Source organism: Armatimonadota bacterium (assembly GCA_039679645.1).
In the GTDB taxonomy this organism is placed as follows: domain Bacteria; phylum Armatimonadota; class UBA5829; order UBA5829; family UBA5829; genus UBA5829.
In genome coordinates, this window is the sequence record JBDKUO010000009.1 from 133,898 (window position 1) to 153,809 (window position 19,912).

At 52.3% G+C, this 19,912-nt stretch carries 17 protein-coding genes; 5 read left to right on the forward strand and 12 right to left on the reverse strand.

Features of this window, described 5'->3' with window-relative positions; translation table 11 throughout:
* Positions 1-37: 37 nt before the first annotated feature.
* The 5 genes from typA to ABFD83_01920 form a co-directional block, all read right to left on the reverse strand.
* Positions 38-1,879 carry a translational GTPase TypA gene (typA, locus tag ABFD83_01900; protein MEN6355818.1) on the reverse strand — a complete coding sequence of 614 codons (1,842 nt, stop codon included), beginning with the start codon at positions 1,877-1,879 and terminating at the stop codon, positions 38-40.
* 120 nt (positions 1,880-1,999) lie between these two features.
* The gene (locus ABFD83_01905; protein MEN6355819.1) at positions 2,000-2,461 is read right to left on the reverse strand and encodes a cohesin domain-containing protein; all 462 of its coding nucleotides are present in this window, start codon (positions 2,459-2,461) and stop codon (positions 2,000-2,002) included.
* An 11-nt stretch (positions 2,462-2,472) separates the two neighbouring features.
* Positions 2,473-3,462 (reverse strand): dockerin type I domain-containing protein, encoded by a 990-nt coding sequence (locus ABFD83_01910; protein MEN6355820.1) that lies wholly within the window; start codon positions 3,460-3,462, stop codon positions 2,473-2,475.
* A 168-nt stretch (positions 3,463-3,630) separates the two neighbouring features.
* The gene (locus ABFD83_01915; GenBank protein ID MEN6355821.1) at positions 3,631-6,321 is read right to left on the reverse strand and encodes an Ig-like domain-containing protein; all 2,691 of its coding nucleotides are present in this window, start codon (positions 6,319-6,321) and stop codon (positions 3,631-3,633) included.
* A gap of 214 nt (positions 6,322-6,535) precedes the next feature.
* Complete coding sequence (locus ABFD83_01920) at positions 6,536-9,013, reverse strand: tetratricopeptide repeat protein (protein ID MEN6355822.1); 2,478 nt, start codon at positions 9,011-9,013, stop codon at positions 6,536-6,538.
* 346 nt (positions 9,014-9,359) lie between these two features.
* On the opposite strand from ABFD83_01920, the gene ABFD83_01925 reads away from it, so the two are divergent.
* Entirely contained in the window at positions 9,360-9,575 is a 216-nt protein-coding gene (locus ABFD83_01925; protein ID MEN6355823.1) for a hypothetical protein, read from the forward strand.
* 112 nt (positions 9,576-9,687) lie between these two features.
* Here the strand turns inward: ABFD83_01925 and ABFD83_01930 are convergent, their stop codons facing one another.
* Positions 9,688-10,302, reverse strand: coding sequence for a response regulator (locus ABFD83_01930; protein MEN6355824.1), 615 nt, complete (start codon positions 10,300-10,302; stop codon positions 9,688-9,690).
* A gap of 129 nt (positions 10,303-10,431) precedes the next feature.
* On the opposite strand from ABFD83_01930, the gene ABFD83_01935 reads away from it, so the two are divergent.
* From ABFD83_01935 to ABFD83_01950, 4 genes are all read left to right on the forward strand, one after another.
* On the forward strand, positions 10,432-11,088 hold the full coding sequence (locus ABFD83_01935; protein MEN6355825.1) for a phosphoribosyltransferase: 657 nt from the start codon (positions 10,432-10,434) through the stop codon (positions 11,086-11,088).
* Between the two features lie 77 nt (positions 11,089-11,165).
* Positions 11,166-11,801 (forward strand): phosphoribosyltransferase family protein, encoded by a 636-nt coding sequence (locus ABFD83_01940; GenBank protein MEN6355826.1) that lies wholly within the window; start codon positions 11,166-11,168, stop codon positions 11,799-11,801.
* Positions 11,802-11,922: 121 nt separating this feature from the next.
* Entirely contained in the window at positions 11,923-12,606 is a 684-nt protein-coding gene (locus tag ABFD83_01945) for a DUF1559 domain-containing protein (protein MEN6355827.1), read from the forward strand.
* Positions 12,603-13,385: a DUF3887 domain-containing protein gene (locus ABFD83_01950; GenBank protein ID MEN6355828.1), complete on the forward strand. Its 783-nt coding sequence runs from the start codon at positions 12,603-12,605 to the stop codon at positions 13,383-13,385. The genes ABFD83_01945 and ABFD83_01950 overlap by 4 nt, the downstream gene beginning before the upstream one ends.
* A 196-nt stretch (positions 13,386-13,581) precedes the next feature.
* On the opposite strand, the gene lon is transcribed toward ABFD83_01950, so the two are convergent.
* From lon to ABFD83_01980, 6 genes are all read right to left on the reverse strand, one after another.
* The gene (gene lon, locus ABFD83_01955; GenBank protein MEN6355829.1) at positions 13,582-16,014 is read right to left on the reverse strand and encodes an endopeptidase La; all 2,433 of its coding nucleotides are present in this window, start codon (positions 16,012-16,014) and stop codon (positions 13,582-13,584) included.
* A 39-nt stretch (positions 16,015-16,053) separates the two neighbouring features.
* Positions 16,054-16,509, reverse strand: a complete 456-nt coding sequence (locus ABFD83_01960; GenBank protein MEN6355830.1) for an Hsp20/alpha crystallin family protein — start codon at positions 16,507-16,509, stop codon at positions 16,054-16,056.
* 100 nt (positions 16,510-16,609) lie between these two features.
* The gene (locus ABFD83_01965) at positions 16,610-17,344 is read right to left on the reverse strand and encodes a sugar phosphate isomerase/epimerase family protein (protein MEN6355831.1); all 735 of its coding nucleotides are present in this window, start codon (positions 17,342-17,344) and stop codon (positions 16,610-16,612) included.
* A gap of 209 nt (positions 17,345-17,553) precedes the next feature.
* Positions 17,554-19,005: an Asp-tRNA(Asn)/Glu-tRNA(Gln) amidotransferase subunit GatB gene (gatB, locus tag ABFD83_01970; protein MEN6355832.1), complete on the reverse strand. Its 1,452-nt coding sequence runs from the start codon at positions 19,003-19,005 to the stop codon at positions 17,554-17,556.
* Between the two features lie 17 nt (positions 19,006-19,022).
* Positions 19,023-19,505, reverse strand: a complete 483-nt coding sequence (locus tag ABFD83_01975; GenBank protein ID MEN6355833.1) for a hypothetical protein — start codon at positions 19,503-19,505, stop codon at positions 19,023-19,025.
* A 29-nt stretch (positions 19,506-19,534) separates the two neighbouring features.
* Positions 19,535-19,897, reverse strand: coding sequence for a four helix bundle protein (locus tag ABFD83_01980; protein ID MEN6355834.1), 363 nt, complete (start codon positions 19,895-19,897; stop codon positions 19,535-19,537).
* Positions 19,898-19,912: the final 15 nt, after the last annotated feature.

A 19,912-nucleotide genomic window follows, 5' to 3' on the forward strand; every position in this document is an offset into this window, starting at 1 on the left:
AAACCCTTCGGGAACTCGAAACTCTGCCGGCAAAGACTTATCTATTTTTTCGCGCGGCCAGGGTCCTGTCCAGATTGCCGAGAATACGCTTGCGGAACCTCATATCATCGGGCGTCACTTCCAGCAGCTCGTCATCACCTATCCACGAGAGAGCCTGTTCGAGCATAAATTTGCGCGCAGGACTTATCAGCACTGTGGCGTCTTCTGTCGATGAGCGCATGTTGCTTGCGTGCTTGGCCTTGGTAACGTTGACGACCATATCGTCCGCGCGGGAGTTCTCCCCGACGACCTGGCCCTCGTAGACCTCATCGCCCGGCGAGACGAACAGAGTCGAGCGGTCCTGCAGAGGCGCTATTGAATATGCGGTGGCGCGGCCCGTTTCCTTGGATATCAGGCTCCCCCTGCTGCGGCTTTCGATCTCGCCGCAATATGGCCCATATTCCTTAAACAGGCGCGACATTATACCCAGGCCCTTGGTCCATGTCAAAAAGTCCGTTCTGAAGCCGATCAGGCCGCGAGTGGGGACATCGAACACGAGGCGGTTCATGCCCGACTCGTCCTTGTCCATGGAGACCATCTCGCCCTTGCGCTTTGCAAGCTCCTCTATGATTGTGCCGACGAAGTCGTCGTGAATATCTATCGTGACCTCTTCAATCGGCTCACAGAGGACACCTTTAACCTTCTTTGTGATTGCGCGAGGCTTGCTGACACATACTTCGTAGCCCTCGCGGCGCATGGTCTCGAGCAGGATCGCAAGTTGAAGCTCGCCGCGTCCTGATACTATGAGCGCGTCGGGACGGTCGGTCTCCTCGACCCGCAGGCTGATGTTGACTTTGATCTCGCGCTCCAGCCGGTTCGAAATATTGCGCATGGTGACCAGCTTGCCGCTGCGGCCTGACCAGGGACCGTTATTTACAATAAACTCCATCGAGACCGTCGGCTCATCAATATGTATAAGCTCCAGCGGCTCGGGGCACTCGGCGTCGGCTATTGTCTCGCCAATAGCCACCTCGGGGTATCCCGAAAGGAGCACTATCTCGCCCGCCGAGACCTCATCCACATCCCAGCGCTTGAGACCCTCATAGATAAACATGCGTGTGACTTGAAACTTGTCTACTGTGCCGTCGCGTTTGATGATGGCAACCGTCTCGCCACGATGCACCTTTCCTCGCAATATCTTCCCGCCGAACATACGGCCAAGGTGATCGTCGTAGTCCAGGTTAGTCACTTGAAGCTGGAATGGTTCATTCGGCTCGACTACAGGCGGTGGGACATGCTCCAGTATCATATGAAAGAGCGGGTCAATATCTTTGGGATCGTTGGACGGGTCGAGCACGGCGTAGCCCTCGACACCCGAGGCGAACAGATATGGAAAATCGAGCTGGCTCTCATGGCAGCCGAGGTCGATAAACAGGTCCAGAACCTCGTCGACAACCTCGAAAGGGCGCGCGCCGGGCCGGTCGATCTTGTTAATGACAACAATCGGCTTGAGCTTTTGCTCCAGAGCCTTCTTGAGCACGAACCGGGTCTGAGGCATAGGGCCTTCGCATGCATCCACCAGCAGCAGCACACCGTCGACCGAGCGCAGGATTCTCTCGACCTCACCGCCGAAGTCGCTGTGGCCCGGTGTATCGACTATATTGATCTTGACGCCGTTATAATGGACCGCGGTGACTTTCGAAAGGATCGTGATACCCTTCTCGCGTTCGAGGTCGTTGGAGTCCATGACCCGTTCGGCCACGACCTGATTAGAGCGAAAGATCCCGCTCTGCTTTAGAAGCTCATCCACAAGGGTGGTCTTGCCGTGATCGACGTGCGCTATGATTGCTATATTGCGTATGTTCTCGCGGACTTGCATTGTCTTTTCCAGTGTGTTCATTGACCCCTAACCAAACGCGACAAAAGCGGCCGAGGCACGCACTTAGCTGCACTCGGCCGCCCGAAGTTGCTCTTGCTTACTGATGTTATATTACCAGAATTTCACCAAAAGCACAAGGCTTTACTTGTTGACCAAAGCGTTTTGCACTGCAAGCGCGCTTGCGGTCTCGGCTTTCACCTTCAAGGGAACGTTTACTAAAAGGCTGCCGGAAGCCGCGCCGGCAGATGAGGCATACAGTACCCTCACGGTCTGAGAGTCAATCCATTTGTAGCGAGCCGCTACCGTGCCGGATGTGCCGGTTACTGCCACGGAACTGCCGCCGACAGTGACACCCGAAACAGGCTCGAATATGCCGCTGCCAAAGTGCAGATCAAAGCTCGCCGTCTTTACCGTTCCCGCGCCGCTGACTGTCACCGGCGCGCTGACGGTCTGCCCGGTCTTGCCGGTAAGAGCAGGCTCTGTAACCGTCAGACCGAGAGTAGTCGGCGGCGCGGGAGTGCTGCTGCCGCCGCCGCCACCGCCGCATCCGGACAATATTGCCGCCAGGGCAAGAATTATTGATAATAATGTTGCTGATTTCATCGTATCCCTCCCTAGCTTCCCGACTGCTGGTGCGCGAGAATCCATTGTGCATCGGCAATGGTGACCGAACTATCCGCATTCGCGTCCATCTCGGCTGTCTTGGCGATATCTCCAAAGAGGTATTGGAGGACGAGATCGGCGTCAGCCTTGTCCACATCACCGTCCTTATCGACATCGCCCATAAGCTTTGCAGACACTGTGACGACCACCTGGCCGCTGCCGGAGACCGACGTGTCCTGCGAACAAGATGCCGTGCACGTGAGAGTCACGCTCATATTGGACCCAGTGCTGTTGGAAGGAGCAGTATAGGTCGGGTTTTGACTGGCGGCGCTCGGTGAAAATGAACCGCCCTTGCCGCCGTCGGACCACACATAAGACACGCTGTGCCCGCGTGAATCCACCGCGATCGCGGAGCATGTGGTCGATCCGGCGGAGTCAATAGTCGTATCACTCACGGACGGTCCGCTGGTAAATGACACCATATGCACCGGTAAAATGGTGAGCGGAGTGAATGTCGGTATCTCCGACACCCCTGTGACACTGCCGCTCAAACCGAACTCTTCAGCAGTCACACTCGATGGAGCGGTAAACGCAATCGACTTGACTATCTCCAGTGTCTCCGCGCCGCCCACTGTGCATGTAATTGAAATTGTGCGAGTCGACGAATTCCATTCGGCAAAAAACAGCCCACCAACGCTCGAACCTTGTGTGACGCATGCTATACCGCTTCCTGAAGATGTCGTATCGAGTGTGACATCGGATGGAACTGTAATGTGCAGCACCACTGAAGTAACACCGGTGGCGTTTTGAATAACAATCGGCGGCGTCTCGGCAGCCTCACCCGCCGTAACCACTAAGCTGGCGGGGTTGAACGTGACTTGAGGCGCTGCAAAGGCAATAGAAGGCAGCGCGACTGCAAGCGTTGCAAATAAAAGCACTTTGAGGGAGGCGGTTCGGAGATTGCCGCCTGCCATGGGCAGAAAAACCCTTAATAGTCTCATTGCGAGTATATTTCCTCCCGTTGCGATATTGCGAAAACCGACTTATATATAATATCGGCAGTTTAGGTCAGTCCAGACAGGCCGCCAAAAGCAATTTAACGTATATTCAAAAAAAGCGTGGGGTCAAAACAGACCCCACGCAAGTCAAGGAGGGACATCGCTCGGTCATCAATTATTTGTCCGAATCGCAGCCACCAGATATGGAGGCGCTCCGGTTACACTGCCCGTAATATGAACTGTTCTTGTAGATTTGTCATATTCACTGAAGAACAGCGCGCCCGCGCCTGCGCAGCGAACAACATTTCTCAGATTTCCGCCGCCGTCCAATACAGGATAAAAACGTGAGCCGTCAGGTATTCCAATGGAAGTCTCGAACACTCCGCCCGGCGCATTTTCTACAACTACGGATATCTCATTTCCACTGTGTGAACTCACGGCGTCATACCGGCAGACAATCGCTGGAACATACCCCGCCGACGAAACCTCGCCGGATGTATGCGCGCCCACCCAGCAGTCTACAAATGCTGCGGCATCCTGAATATCTATGCACCCGTCTCCAACGGCGGTCCAGTTGGGCCACGTGCCTTCGGTGTGCGGCGCGAGGTCGAACGGACCATCCACGGCATCCGCCCACACAGGAGTTGTCGTTGAATGCCAGCGAAGCCATTCCTGCACAAAAGCTGCAGCGTCGGTGATATTGACTGCATGATCGCCATTGAAATCGCCGGGAAGCGGAGGCTCTATATTAATATCCAAACCGATGCAGCCGTTGACCGTGATTTGAGCCGAACCGGTCTCGCCGGGAGCCGTCAGGCTGATAGACTTCACTATCTCTGCCGATGCGGACGGGTTCGACACCTCGACGTTTATGGTTATGATTCGGCTGGTCGCGTCCCAACTGCTCGTGAGCGACGAGACATCATCGCCTGCCTCAACGCACGCCAGGCTGCCGTCCGCCACCGAATCATTCACGTTGAAATTCTCAGGCACGTGTATCAATGCCGTATATGTGGTCGCCTGCGCATCAGCCAGCAAAATATGAGGAGTAGTAAACTCTTTGTATACCTCAACCGTCATCTGAGCCGGATCGAATGACGCAGCCGTCACAGTGCCAAATGCCCAGGTATATCCCCCGGCCGTTGCATTTCCGTTTGCATCCAGGGCTCCGGCTGCAATCGAACATGCGTAATCACTGTCGGATGCGAAATCGGTATGGCTGATAGTTACGACCTTGTTGTCCGTACTCCAGGTATACAGCATAGAGTCCACAGCAGGAGTAATACTAATAGCCGCTTGAGTCGACTCGGGATTCATGGCTTCACTGAACGTTATCACGATATTCGCATTTGCAGCCACACATTCCGCGCCGGAAACCGGCGTCATTGAAACAACCTCCGGCGGCGTTATATCAGGCGAATGCACGGTGAGTTGCACGGACTTGGAGGCGCTTATCTTGTCGTCGCTCCCACTTGTCGCAGTGCAGGTCAACGTGACCGGCATATCCTTGCCCGAGTCGTTTACCGGAGCAACGTAAATAGGATTTTGATCATCGGCGCTGGGAGCAAATGTGCCACCTGCATCGCCGTCGGACCAATGGTAAGTAATGGCTGAACCAAGCGAGTCGGTCGCGCTGACAGAGCACTGGACTGAAGACCCGGAATCCACATCAGACGGATTCAACGCAGGACCCGAATCAATTGTAATCGTATGTGCTGAAGCAGAATCAGTAGCTACTACCGCGAGCAACTTCGTGACAGGCGCAGTCGTCTCATCACCAGCATAGACTGCCTGGAAATACCATGTGCCGACCGCGTCGATAGTTGTAGTCCAAGTAAACTTACCGTCGGCAGAAGTGACCAGCTTATGTAGCGTTGAGCTTCCGCTGGGCATTGTGCACGTAAGGTCAATACCTGCTGCCTCGATTGCAGGCGAGAGCGTGCCGGTTATGGTGACACTGTCACCCAGCGTAGGAGCGGAAGGAGAGCAGACGAGTTCTATCGAGCTTGCTGTCTTATCTTGAACAGCAACACTCAGAGAATAATCGGTTGCTATGTAATTGTCATCTCCATCAAATGATATTTGAACATCGTATGTGCCGACCTTGGCCGCATTGAATTTACTCTGAAAAGAACCGTCATCGCCGGTCTGCAGTGTTGAAGTAATGCTTGTGCCGTCCGGAGATGCGATATATACTGAAAGCTCTTTGGCCATGGCCGGCTGCAGTGTGCCGGATATGGTGACATCCTGACCGACATAAGGCGAATCCGGGTTAGCCGAAGCCGTGATCTTTGTGGACTTCATATTCGGCTCCGGCACATCAACAGCCGCGCTCGCAGTGCCCTGCGCCGCATTATATCCCGATATCGCCGTTACGGTTACTTTGTCCGACTGGGTGGCATCCTTGGGAATCAGAACTCTCAAAAAACAGGGGCAATATCCATCGGCGACTATGGGACCCACGGCAGACGTATTTGTGATCTCCCACTCCTCATCACTTTCATGGATACCGTTATTGTTGTCGTCATAAATAATAGCCGTGTTCCAGGCATGTTCGGAAACCGCTGTCAAAGCAAAGCTGTCGCTGTAGTTGCCGGTGTTGATAATTTTTATCGGGAAATATATGTATTCACCAGCCGTTGCCGTATCCGGAGAGGCATTCCAATTGATTGAAGCGCCTGCAATCTGCACCACTGTGAGAGTCAACGTGGCGGGAGTCGCGGTCTGGTCTTCGTCGTACACGTCGGTATACTGGCCGGTGGCTTGCAGTTCGATTTGAGTTCCAGGAGGTAAACCTACTGAAAATACCTGCACCGGCAGCACCAGCAGACACAATATGGCTGCAATGAGTATGCGTTGCATTGGCTTGTTCCCCACAAAACGTTTGGCTGGCAGGCCCCGAAGGCTGTCGGCCTGCTAATGCGTTGTTCCGTGAAGGGAAAGCCGGTAATCCTGGTAATGCTGCGTGTTTTTTGATCTAATATTTGGTAGTGGTTATTTGAGATTTGGGGTGCAGGAACATGCCTGCACCCCAAAACACACAACCAATAATCAATACAATTTATCAAATACTAAATCAGGGTGTGCCCGACTCGAGTTGTCTGACCTTGGACTTGATCTCCTGGTTCGCGGGATCAAACTTGAGGTAGTCTTTGTAAGTTTTTAGCGCGGCTGATGACCTGCCGGTCTTTTCCTGGAGACCGGCCAGATTGAGCACCGCGTCCCGGTCGAAGGGCATGTTCTTGACAACTATTGCATAACAATCGATGGCGTCCTGATCGCGGCTCATAGACTTGTACAGGTCACCCAGTTTGCGATTGGCCGTCGGATCATCGGGCTTTTTGGCGAGGACTTTTTTGAACTGCTCAATGGCCTTGTCATTTTGGTTTAATTCGGCGTAAGCCAACCCGAGGACCATGACCAGTTGGGTGTTGTCCGGATTCTTAACTGCAAGTTCCGAAAGAGTCTTTATTGCCTCATCTGCTTTGCCAGCCTTCTTAAGCGCGCTCATATAATAGCCGTAAGGGGCATCGTTCTTGCCCGATTCGACTATCGATTTCAGGTAATCCAGATATTCTCCGTTTTTCTGGCGTGTATCGTAAATCTTGGCGAGAGCGTCCAGTGGCGCGGTCGCGGACGGCCTGGCATCAACAGCGCTCTTATAGGAGGCAATTGCAGCGTCAGTATCGCCGATCTGCTCCTGGAGATTGCCTATCTGCCCGTATGCATACGCCTTGTAACCCGCATCGTCGGACTTCGCGACCTCGACGTATTGCTCAAGAGCAGCCTTTTTATCGCCTTTCTTCTCCAGAAGCTGCGCAAGCGAAATATGGTAGTCAGGTTTCTTTGTATCCGAGTCCACCAGCTTTTGGGCTTCGGCTATGGCCTCATCTATCTTGCCCCATTTGTCATATATCCCCGGTATCCGGTCTTTGTAGCTTGCGTCGATATCTGAAAGCTGCCTGTACATGGCTATCTCGGATTCGTAATTCTTTCCAGTGTCGTACAAACGCGCAAGAGAATACAGCGCATTGACCGATTTCGGAGCAAACTCCAGAACTTTCTTATACTGCTCAATCGCCTGGTCCGGCTTGTTTTTGGACCGATACAGGTCGGCGAGAGCGTTATACGGTATCTCGTTTTTCGGCTCAGTGTCGATCGCTTTTTGCAGTAGAGCTGTTGCGTCATCGGTCTTATCCTGATTGCGCAGGCAGACCGCCGCTTTGACCATCGTATCGACATCTTTCGGCTTGATCTTCAGCGCAGACTGATACTGCGCATACGCCTTGTCGTAAACACCGTTGCGGGCAAGCAGATCAGCGTAGCCGTTTATTATCGTCAGGTCCTCGGGAGATTTCTTCAGGGCTTTTTCATACTGCGCACTGGCCTCGCTCTTCTTGCCCTGGAACACATATATATTCGCCATCCTTACATTCGGAGTCGAGTCTTTGGGATAGAGCTTTTCCCATTTACGGCAGGTGTCGATTGCGCCATCGAGCTTCTTATTGCTCTCCTGCACATAGGCGTATACTTCCAAAGCCTGCTTGTCTTTCGGACTGGCAGTGAGCGCCGAACTTGCGGTTTTGAGAGCCTGGTCCGGCTTTTTCAGATTGACCTGAGTCAATGCAAGCCTTATATTCGCGACAGCGTCAGCAGGGCGGGATTTGAGGGCAGCCTTAAACTTTTCTTCCGCTTCCTTATATTTGCCTTTTGTATAGTCGAGAGTGCCGATATCGAGATTGGCCTGGTAGTTGTATTTGTCAACCTTGAGCACCCTTTCAAGCGCATCTATTGCCTTAGCCTCTTTATCGGAAGTGCCGTATAGTCGGGCAAGCGACAGGAGTGCGGGGACTTTTGTCTCAGGCAGTTTTGATGCGCTCTCATACAGCTCGATAGCCCTGGACTTGTCACCTATCTTTTCAGCCGAATAAGCCGCAATAGCTTTTGCCTGAGCATTCTTTGGGTCCAAAACCGCGAGGCGCTCCATCGTCTCCAGAGCATCGCCATACTTATTGAGCTTCATATATGCGAAGCCCAGGTTAAACATTGCGCCTTCGTTTTTTGGATCGACATGGAGCGTTGACTTTAGAGCATCAACTGCAGGCTCATACTTACCCAGCTTAAGGTTTACAACCCCAAAAAGATATCTGGCATGCGCATCCTTGGGCTTTTGGCCCAGCAGCTTCCGGGCGTATTTGAGCGCTTCCTGATTTTTATTGCACTCGATCAGCACACTGGTAAGTCGCTCCAGAGCAAATAAATTTTTCGGGTCCTTGGCTAATGCGCGCTCGAATGCGGACTGCGCATTGCTCCACTTGTTCTGCTGAATATAAATGACGCCCATGTTATTGAGCACAGGAGCCCAGTTCGGAGCCAGTTTCAGCACGGCGCGATATTCGGCCAGCGCCTGGTCCGGCTTTCCCGACTGCTGGAGCTTGAGAGCAATATTGAAGTGCTTTTGAGCATCGGCTTTGTTGTCCGCATAGCCGGCAACAGAAAGGCAGATGAAGATCGATACAGTGATACATATCAAAACACGTGATATCTTGGACACGACAGCCCCCTGAAAAGAGAATATGACAGGTCAAATTCTAGTCCTGCAAAAGATGTACGTCAACAATAGGCTCCAGGTGATCGCATCTTGATATCTATCACGAAAACACGAAACGGAGAAAGCACGAAAATTGCAGAGTCCCGCAGACTCGAGATTTGTCGCATTTTCAGATAAGAGTTCAACCTGCGGAAGGCAGCCTTTCGTGTTTTCTTACTATCGTGATTGCATTTGATGCGATTGCCCTGCAATCGGCTCTATATATAAAAATCATCGCGCAAAACCGGTAGCGCATACAGTCGGCAAAGTGCTTGGCTCACGGAAGAACACACATGAGGAGTTGATTACCATGCTGGTCGCTTTAATTGACGTGATTGGCTGCGAAAACCCGAAGTGCAGGGATTTCGCAAAAATCGTCCCCGGAACGCGCGGAGTTACATCCTATTACTGTCCGGTCTGCTGCAAAATCAGTTATCCCAGAACAGTCGACGCAGCGCTTGCAGATTCACCTGAGAGGTACAAAGAGTATCTGCAGCGAACACTGAGCAGTATAGAGCTTGCCTGATGCGCAAACAACATAGGCAGCGGGCAATACGATTGCTGCCTGCTGCCTATACTCATGACGCAGCGAAGCTGATAGTGGACCGACTCAAGCTTTCCACTTACGCCATATGTTCTTACTGCCCCTTTTTCGGCGGCTCCTTTTCAACCGCGCGCAAGAATACATCATCCGCGAGAATAATGTCATCGGCAACCTGACGCATTGTTTTATTTTGGTTACGGCATTTGTGCTTGAGATGAGTGAATGCGTCCTCTTCATTCAGAGAAAGCCTTGACATAAGTATATGCTTGGCGCGCTCGGAGAGCTTTCTGGTCTCCAATGCGGTTCTGACGTCCTCAACCTCTTTTTTTAAGACTGAAAGCTCGGAGGCTCTAGCGGCTGCAAGCTCGATATTGGCGCAAATACTTTCCGGATCGGCAGGCTTGAGCAGATATGTAAACGCTCCCGCCAGGGCAGCACCCTTTATCAATTGCTCATCCGCATGCGACGATAAAATTATAACAGCCCCGACGCCCTGCTCGATCAAGCGGCGAGTAGTCTCAATGCCATCAATCCCCGACAATTCCATAGCCACAAGAGCCATATCAGGATGCGTCTCGCCTGCAAGGTCAAAAGCATGTTCGCCGCACCCGGCCATACCGACTACTTCATGCCCCGCGTTTTCGACAATAGACCGGATCTCCGATGCGGCATCTGTCCCGTTCTCGACAACCAAAACTCGGTGACCCATATAATTGCTCCTTTCCAGAAACCGAGTTTCGCCCAAGTCGTCGTGCAGATTATACTTCATCCATTGCAGGCAGGCAAGTGAGCAATAATCGAATAAGTATTGAGGGTAAACCGAAGTGAGGTGAGTGCATTGATAGAACCATTTGAAAACAGAAATCAGGCAGGTAGGGCTCTGGCAGCCGCATTGGAACATCTCCGGGGCACGGACTGTATTGTGCTCGCCATACCGCGCGGAGGTGTAGTTACTGCATACGAAGTGGCATGCGCATTCGATTGGGAACTGGATGTGATCGTACCGCGCAAGCTGCGAGCGCCGGGTCAGCCTGAACTGGCTATTGGCGCTGTCGCGAGTTGGGGCGACCATGAGCGCCTCCTCGATGCTCGTTCTATCGCAATGATCGGCGTAAGTGACGAGTATATCGAACGTGAAGTAAAAGAACAGCTCTCCGAAGTAGGCAGGAGGCTGGTCGCATATCGAGGAACGACCCAGCCGCCCAATATCGCGGGACGCACGGTGATAGTTGTCGATGATGGAATAGCGACGGGATACACGACACGCGCCGCAGTGCTTGCCGCGCGAAATCTCAAGGCGGCTAAGATCATACTCGCCGTGCCTGTAGGGCCGCCTGACTCTGTCGAGATGTTGAGACCTTACGTTGACGAACTGATATGCTTGAAAATGCCTTTCCCGTTTATGGCCGTCGGTTACTGGTATAATGAGTTTGAACAAGTCTCTGATGCCGAAGTGATTAGATTGCTGGATGATGCGCGCTCGCGCAGGGACTGATAGCATGCACGATTTGTTTGAGGATGCTGGAGTGACTAGATTGCTGGATGATGCGCGCTCGCGCAGGGGCTGATAGCATGCACGATCTATTCGAGGACAGAAACGAGGCGGGCAGACACCTCGCAAAAAGACTCAGTCAATACCGCAGCACCAGCGCAGTGCTTCTGGCGATACCACGCGGCGGAGTGCCGGTTGCCGCCGCCGCCGCCCGCCGTCTACAGCTCGAATGGAACATAATAGTCGCTCGAAAACTGCCGATACCATCCAACCCTGAAGCAGGATTCGGCGCTGTCACGACAGACGGCTGTGTGGCGCTCAATGAGCAGATTCTCCAGGGGCTTCGCCTAACCACAAAGGAAATCAACTCCGTTATTTCACAGCAGAAAGCCGAGGCTGCGCGCAGGGCAAAACTCTACTCCAGCGCCCGGCTGCCGACCAATATTTCACACAGGACCGTCGTTGTAATAGATGACGGCCTGGCAAGCGGATATACAATGCTGGCAGCAATAAAATCACTCCGCGCTCAGAATGCATCCTTGATAATTGCCGCAGCGCCCGTTGCCTCGCGGTCGGCCGCCGCCATGATTCAAGACGCAGCAGATGAGTGCATCTTTGAGATAGTAAGCCCATCGGTTCCGTTCGCCGTGGCCGATTTTTACCTCAAATGGCATGATCTCACAGACGAAGAGGTTCTCTCTCTGTTAAAACAGTAATAAAGTAACCCCGCATTCAGCCACATATTTAATTTGTACAAAATCATTCAACAATTCACGCCCGGCAGCGTCTATATGTATGTATGCATCCTACTACGAGAGATACTATGGAGACTCTGTGATGAAAAGACTTACCGGTTTTACTATTATTGAACTGCTCGTGGTAATCGGCATTATCGCAATTCTGGCGGCCATATTATTCCCGGTTTTCTTTGCAGCCAAGGAGAAAGGAAAAGTGACAGCCTGCCTGAATAACCTGCACCAGTTGGGAAAAGGCATGACTATGTATGCAGACGAGTGGAACCATTACCCGATTGCCAGATTAGAAACCGGCGGATACGGCAACCCATCCGGCAACTGGGCTGGAGTGGACCAGGTAAACGGCAAATGCGATCCCAAGTCAGGTCAAATTTTTCAATATGTCAGGAATGTCGATGTCTATCTCTGCCCGAGCGACAAAGGCGTTAGAGCAACAAGTATCAGCTATGGGAATGGGATGAATTATCCGCTCAGCTACAGTATGAACAATATTGCCGATTACCGTACGGCAAGCAATATGGCAGCTTCCCAAAGCAAAGTCGGGCTTCTCGTTCACGAAGATAGAGACTCCATTGACGATGGTGACTTCTACTGGTTCGGCTGGACAGACGGCGGAGAAGGCGCAAACCGGCCAGGCAGAATGCACAATGGAGGAACATGCGTATTGTTTTGCGATCAACATGCCCAATGGCAGAAGTATGAGACTGTTATCACCGAACTGCGCAGCGGAGACTGGGACCCGCTCCATGTCAGGAGGAACCAATGACAAAGAAAAAGAGAGTTGCAATCATCGCGTCTGTCTGCATTTTGCTGATTGCCGCGGTCGGGCTGGTCTGCCTCCAAGGCAAACGCTATAATCACGGCAACTCCGGCAGCCCCGAAGCCAAAATGTATGCGGCAAAAGCGCTCAATGTCGTGAAATCGCTGGATTCAGGCGATTACAAAGACGCCATCAAGGACTTTACCGCAAATGCAAAAGAAGATATCGACCCGCGGCAGTTCGGCGATGAATGGCTGCAAATAGAAAAAACGTGGGGTCCTTTCAAAAGCTGCGAGATTTTGAACGCCGAGGATGAGTATGAGGAGCGAGATGTAGCTTACAGTGTATGTATCACGTGCAGGTTCGAGAAAGGCACGATGCGCACGGTCGTTGACTTTGGCCCGCAAAAGCAGATAAGCTATGTGAACTTTGAAGGCAAACCTGAGAACCCTGATGAGACTAAAATGTATGCGGATAAAGCAATCAATGTTATCAAATCATTTGAAGCAAGAGATTATGAGAATTTAGTCAGAGACTATGAGCCGCGCTTACAAAAAATGTGCAACCCTCAGCAAATGGTGCAGGGGTGGTCAGAAGTAACCAAGCAGTTCGGGCAGCTCAATAGCTATAAAATTACAGACTCAGAAGACAAATATGAGCATGGTTTGGTTCATGTCGTTTATATGGACTGCAAGTTTGAAAAAGGCAAAATGTACATGGTTGTGGGCTTTGATGCACAGAAAAAGATTTGCTCCATGTGTATGAGCGATAAACCTCAGCGCTGACGCAAAACCACCTGTCCACCGAAAGTGTTCAGTTCTAAGGGATTTATTAGGGGCTCTGCCCCAAACCCTGCAAGAGGCTTTGCCTCTTTACTCCACAAGGAAACCAAGTTTCCTTGACCTTCAGACTCGAAATTGATTATCCCCGTACGAGGATAATCAATTTCGAGACAAGCTTGATGCCAGCCAGTGGTTCCTTTCATCGCCTCCGCTTCGGCTTCTTTGCCTTCGGCTCCAGAGCTTCATCCAGAACCTGTGAGACGTCATCGACGTATATAAAGCTCATCTTCTCACGCACGTTTGCGGGCACGTCCTCTTCAATATCCTTGCGGTTATCCTTGGGCACGATCACAGTCTCGACCCCCGCCCTCTTAGCCGCCAGGACTTTCTCCTTCAGGCCGCCAATTGCGAGCACCTTGCCGCGAAGAGTGATCTCGCCCGTCATCGCAAGGCGGGGCTTTACTTTTCGACCGCTCATAAGAGACGCTATAGCAGTAATCATAGTGACACCCGCGGACGGGCCGTCCTTGGGTATCGCGCCTGCCGGCACATGCAGATGAATGTCCGACTTGGCATAAAAGTCAGTGGCAATTCCCAGCTCTTCGGAGTGGCTGCGAACATAGCTCAATGCAGCCTGCGCCGACTCCTTCATCACATCGCCCAACTGGCCGGTGGTGATGAGGTTCTTTCCGCCATCCATTCTGGTGGCCTCGACAAAGAGCACGTCGCCGCCGACCGGTGTCCATGCAAGGCCAACCGCTACGCCCGGCTGGTCTGTCCTATCGGCAAGCTCTTCATACGTATACCTGGGCGAACCCAGATACGCATGGACCTGCGCGGTGTTTACCCGCACCGGCTTTTCGCGACCCTCGGCAAACTCCCGGGCGGTCTTGCGGCAGATACTGGCGACCTGCCTTTCAAGGTTTCTGACGCCGGCTTCGCGCGTGTAACCTCGAACAAGCTCAAGTATGCCATCTTTAGTAAACGAGATGTGCTTGCTCTTGATAAGGCCGTGCTCATTGAGTTGCTTCGGGATCAGGTGCCGTTTGGCTATCTCGAGTTTTTCTTCTTCTGTATAGCCTGCTATCTCCAGGATCTCCATCCTGTCGCGCAAAGGCGGCAGAATAGTGTCGAGCACGTTGGCGGTAGTTATAAACATGACCTTGGATAGGTCGAACGTCACTTCAAGATAATGGTCTCTGAATGTCGAGTTCTGCTCCGGGTCCAGCACCTCAAGCAGCGCAGAGGACGGATCGCCTCTAAAATCCGCTCCGACCTTGTCTATTTCATCCAGCATAAATACGGGATTGTGCGACTCAGAGCGCTTGATAGACTGTATGATCTGGCCGGGGAGCGCGCCGATATAGGTGCGGCGGTGACCCCTGATCTCGGCTTCATCGCGGACTCCGCCCAAGCTCATTCGGACAAACTTCCGCCCCAGCGACCTTGCTATCGAGCGGCCAAGAGAGGTCTTGCCGACTCCTGGAGGTCCTGCGAAGCACAGGATCGGGTGGCGCATATCACCCTCATGTTTGAACTTTCGCACGGAAAGGTATTCGAGTATTCTGTCCTTGACTTTGTCCAGGCCATAGTGATCCTCGTCGAGAATCTTGTGGACCAGCGGAATGTCGAGGTTATCGATTGTGTAGGTCTCCCACGGCAGGCTGATGAGCCAATCGATGTATGTCCGAGCGACCGTATATTCAGGTGCCGCGGGAGACATATGGCTGAGCCTGTCGAGTTCTCTTAAGGCTTCCTTCTCGGACTCCTCAGGCATTTTGGAGTCGCTGATCTTCTTGCGGAGTTCTTCAACCTCGGCTGTTCGTTCATCACCTTCGCCAAGCTCTCTCTGTATCGCCTTCATCTGCTCGCGCAGGTAATACTCGCGCTGCATCTTGCCCATCTCGGAGTGGACTTCGGACTGAATCTTGCTTCCGAGTTCGAGCACTTCTACCTCGCGCATAAGTATAGCGAGGAGCTTGTGGAGCCTTTCGCGGGTCCCGACCGTCTCCAGCAGTTCCTGCTTCTCGGCAATTTCAATCGGAAGATGCAGGGCTATAGTATCTGCCAAGACACCCGGTTTGGTGATGCTGGTCACAACGCCCTGCAGTTCATCAGGCAAATTAGGCGAGAGAGTAACCACTTTCTGAAATGCTGTGCCGACATTGCGCTTGAGGGCCTCAATCTCGACCTCTTCTTCATCCGCCCAGTCGATGACATCGGGCATCTCCTCCACCTTGACCCGTATATAAGGCTCAGTCTGGATGCACTCGACCATCCGAATGCGCTTAAGACCCTGGACAATCAATCGTTGATGCTCAGGGAGCCGGAGCATTGTGTGGATTGCCGCTACAACACCCACCGGATATATATCCGCAAATTGCGGGGCTTCTATATTTGGGTCCTTCAAGGTGGCAAGAGCGATCATACGAGATTCGCTCACCACGGCGTCGTCCACCAGCTTCATCGAGCTCTCTCTTGATACGATAAGCGGCATAACCACCATCGGGAAGAGCACTGTGTCTTTTATCGGAAGAAGACTGAGCTCCTCCGGCGTATCTATAGAACGGCCGCCGACTCCCTCGCCCTCAGGACTTATCAAGCTTTCGGCTTCCAGTATTTTAGTCTCCAAAACTAACCTCCACTAATTAACCGGCCCATTGCAACCAGACTATTCTTCTATTTCTATCCGCTTAGGCTGCGACTGCTCCAGTTTTGGCAGTGTAACTTTCAAAAATCCGTCTTTATAGTTGGCCGTAAGCTTATTCCGGTCAAACTTGACCTCGGCGGGCAGAGAGATAATACGCTCGAACGGGCCATAGTATATCTCCAACTGGTGATATCTGATCCTCTGGCTCTTGTCGTCATCAAGCTCTACACGCACACCCCTCAGGGTCAGAAACTTGCCGTCGCCTGATATCGACAGCTCGATCTGACCAGGCTCCAGGCCAGCGGCGCATACTTTAACAACCACCGCATCGGCAGTCTCATACACATCCACCCTCGGCGACCAGACCTCACCGGACGTGCTGGATATTCTAAACATCTGCAACAACATATCATCGGATACTCGACGCATCTCTCGCTCCAGTTCCTCAAGCATCTCATCATAGGACTTGAACATCATTGAAGTCACCTTACCTTGCGGCGTAAATACTGCGGCTAACCGCTCCCAGTGGACAATTCTAGCAGGAGATTACCCAGTTTACAAGCTCAGCACACGGATTTCAGTAGAAGATTTCGCTGAAGAGTTTACGCATGTCCGCCAGCGCCTTTGGAGCATCCGGAGCATAGCAGTCGATTGATATGCGTTCGTTATAGCCGATCTCTTTGAGGACTTCCAGAAATTCAGCCTGAGGAGAGTCGTCCACGCAAACATGAACGATCTCGGCACGCGCCTTGATTATATGATCGAGAGGCTCCTGCTCCTGCTGCATTTGATGGAGATCGGCTGCGAGCTTTACAAACGGGTGGTCGGCAGCGCGCACAATCTGGAGGGCTTCAGTCAGATTGTTGACTATATTGCACTCACCGCTGTTTATCGGTTGAATTGCAATCGTGATTCCATGGGTCCCGGCGATTCGCCCGGCAAGGGTAACGAATTCAATTATCTGCTCTGCCGCATCCTCAAATGAGAAGCCTTCGGGCACATTTCTTGCCTCCGGGCTGTTGAAGACAACAACCTCGCCGCCAAGTTCTTCGGCCCGCTGAAATGCCGTGCGCATGTATCGCTCGATACGATATATGTCCACTTCCGGGCCGGTGATTTTTATGTCCGGCGGAAGCAGCGAGTTCCAAACCTCCGGAACGATCTCATATGACCGCACGAGCTCAAGCGTTTCCTCAAACTCGGAATCGGGTGACTCCGCCTTGACTAAGCTTACCGGCAGCTCTATATAATCATATCCTGCATCCTGAACGGTCTGGATATCATCCAGGCTCGCACAGCATCCGAATCTCATATGTTCTCTCAGTCAAAAAGTTTGAAAGTCAAAAAGTCAAAAAGTTGAAATCCGTCGGCGGTCGGCGGTCGTCAGTCCACCTCTGTTATTAGGGTGACGCAGATTTCCTGTCTGTATATCTTTACTACCTTAGCTTGCTATAGCTTTTGATAATCTTTGGTACCAAGCGGGAATCCGGACTCTCTCAGCTCTCCACTCTCCACTTTCCACTAGGACTGCAGCTTATCCTTCAATATCTTGTTTACAACGCCCGGATTGGCTTTTCCTTTAGACTCTCGCATTACCTGGCCGACGAAGAATCCGATAAGCTTCTCCTCGCCGCCCTTGAAGCGCTCGACTTCCTTGGGGTGAGCAGCAATGACCTTATCTATCGCGGCTTCGATAGCGCCTGTGTCGGTAACCTGCTCCAGGGCCTTCTCTTTTACTATCTCGACTGCCTGCTTGCCTGTGTTAAACATATCCTCAAAGACAGTCTTCGCAATGTTGCGATTGATCGTGCCCGTGTCAATTAGATCGAGCATGCCGCAGATGTGCCCTGGCGTCAGCTTCGTGTCGGCAATGGATATGCCGGTTGCGTTAACAAGGCGAAGGAACTCGCCTGTGACCCAGTTCGCGACGGCCTTCGGATCTTTCGAGCACTTGGCGCAGTCGTCATAGAAACTGGCCAGCTCGGGCGATTCGACCAATACCTCTGCGTCCGATTCGGAAAGGCCGTATTGTTTTTCAAACCGCTCAACCTTGGCAAGAGGCAGCTCAGGCAGCTCGGAGCGCAGTTTTTCGACCCACTCATCGCCGAAGATCATTGGGACAAGGTCGGGTTCAGGGAAGTAGCGATACTCCTGCTCGACCTCTTTGGTGCGCATCGTGGCGGTAACACCGCGCGAATCGTCCCATCGGCGGGTTTCCTGAATCACTTTGTCACCATGGCGCAGTACCTTCTCCTGCCGTTTAAGCTCGTAATCGACACCCATATAGACCGCGCGGAATGAGTTGAGGTTTTTGATCTCTGTCTTGGTGCCGAACTCGACCTGGCCCTTGGGCTTGATGGAGATATTGGGCTCGCAGCGCATGCTCCCCTCCTCCATCTTGACGTCTGAGACTCCAAGATAGAGCACAATCTGGCGCAGCCGCTGCAGGTATTCCCTGGCCTCTTCAGCAGACTCGATCTGGTCATAGCCGGGCGGAGGCGGGTTCATGGTGACTATCTCCATTAAAGGAGTGCCCGCGCGATTGTAGTCTACCAGGGTCTTGCCGCCCTCGACATGCAACAGCTTACCCGCGTCCTCTTCCATATGGACTCGCCTGATAGCAATCTTCTTATGTTTGCCGCCCGCGAATATCTCCACATATCCACTAGAGCCAAGCGGGTTATCATACTGCGAGACCTGATAGTTCTTGGGCATATCAGGGTAGTAATAGTTCTTCCGATGGAATATGCACTGAGGAGCGATGGCGCAGTTCAGAGCCAGCGCTGCCTTGGCCATAAACTCTATGGCGCGCTCATTGACTACCGGCAGGCTTCCCGGTAGACCCAGGCAGACCGGGCAGCAGCGGGTGTTCGGGTCACCACCAAACTCTACCTTGCATCCGCAGAACATTTTTGTTTTGGTCTGGAGTTCGATATGAACCTCCATACCTATGACTGGTTCGTATTCAACCATAAAAAACCCCACTGGTGTTAGGTGCTGGGTGATAGGTGTTGGAAACTCCCCCCACTCGACGCCCCGCCTTCATTTCCGCTTAATTTGCTTTGGACAAAACTCTCAATCTGCTCAACGTTTTCTATCCATGGGTGAATATCTAGCTTCTTGCCGCCTTTAGTGACAATACGAAACTCAATGTGCCAAAGCTTAGAAGGATGATGAACTACGTCCTGTATCTGATTCCAGGCAACTGCTGTATTACCTGCAATTATGCAGTCATCCGAAAGCATTACACGATAACTTCTGATACGCCTGCATACTATGATCATAGCAATACATAAGCAAGCCCATAGCACCATCACCCATAATATCAAGCCAGGTAGCGCCATGCCATTTCTGATTGCAGCAAAAAACACAGCAAGGCCAAATAGAGTTACTGCAACATTAAAGATCGCAACAACAATTGCCACCTGCCCCATAACGCGGTAGAGTTGGCGAAACTGATGGATAGACTCCATGTTACCTCATGCAAATGAAGACTTGATATTTAGTATTTGGGCTGAGTGGCGCGAGCTGTTTTGATCGATGCAATCATTATTGAGGTAAGCTCTCTCGCCTCCTGCATCAGAAAGTGCAGGTTCTCGTGCCTGCATACCCCACCCTCGATCAACAACTCCATCCAATACAAGGATTCATCAGCCTCTTCGGCTACCACGCCCAGCTTGGCCGCGAAATCCGCCTTCGACCTCGCAAGACACGCGCTGCGATAGTTCGCGCCTACAGATGTCCCACAGCGTATCAACTGTTTACTGATAACGCCCATCTCCGCAGTGCGCGGTAGACCCTGAACAGTCTTGATGACACCCAGGGCAAATAACTTCGTGCGTCGTTTCATGTCAGCGGCTTCCATGCCTGCTTGCCTCCT

Excerpts from the sequence above, each read along its gene's own strand:
- typA (MEN6355818.1), bottom strand. The coding sequence starts at position 1,879 with ATGAACACACTGGAAAAGACAATGCAAGTCCGCGAGAACATACGCAAT.
- ABFD83_01905 (MEN6355819.1), bottom strand. The coding sequence starts at position 2,461 with ATGAAATCAGCAACATTATTATCAATAATTCTTGCCCTGGCGGCAATA.
- ABFD83_01910 (MEN6355820.1), bottom strand. The coding sequence starts at position 3,462 with ATGAGACTATTAAGGGTTTTTCTGCCCATGGCAGGCGGCAATCTCCGA.
- ABFD83_01915 (MEN6355821.1), bottom strand. The coding sequence starts at position 6,321 with ATGCAACGCATACTCATTGCAGCCATATTGTGTCTGCTGGTGCTGCCG.
- ABFD83_01925 (MEN6355823.1), top strand. The coding sequence starts at position 9,360 with ATGCTGGTCGCTTTAATTGACGTGATTGGCTGCGAAAACCCGAAGTGC.
- ABFD83_01930 (MEN6355824.1), bottom strand. The coding sequence starts at position 10,302 with ATGGGTCACCGAGTTTTGGTTGTCGAGAACGGGACAGATGCCGCATCG.
- ABFD83_01940 (MEN6355826.1), top strand. The coding sequence starts at position 11,166 with ATGCACGATCTATTCGAGGACAGAAACGAGGCGGGCAGACACCTCGCA.
- ABFD83_01945 (MEN6355827.1), top strand. The coding sequence starts at position 11,923 with ATGAAAAGACTTACCGGTTTTACTATTATTGAACTGCTCGTGGTAATC.
- ABFD83_01950 (MEN6355828.1), top strand. The coding sequence starts at position 12,603 with ATGACAAAGAAAAAGAGAGTTGCAATCATCGCGTCTGTCTGCATTTTG.
- ABFD83_01960 (MEN6355830.1), bottom strand. The coding sequence starts at position 16,509 with ATGATGTTCAAGTCCTATGATGAGATGCTTGAGGAACTGGAGCGAGAG.
- ABFD83_01965 (MEN6355831.1), bottom strand. The coding sequence starts at position 17,344 with ATGAGATTCGGATGCTGTGCGAGCCTGGATGATATCCAGACCGTTCAG.
- gatB (MEN6355832.1), bottom strand. The coding sequence starts at position 19,005 with ATGGTTGAATACGAACCAGTCATAGGTATGGAGGTTCATATCGAACTC.
- ABFD83_01975 (MEN6355833.1), bottom strand. The coding sequence starts at position 19,505 with ATGGAGTCTATCCATCAGTTTCGCCAACTCTACCGCGTTATGGGGCAG.
- ABFD83_01980 (MEN6355834.1), bottom strand. The coding sequence starts at position 19,897 with ATGGAAGCCGCTGACATGAAACGACGCACGAAGTTATTTGCCCTGGGT.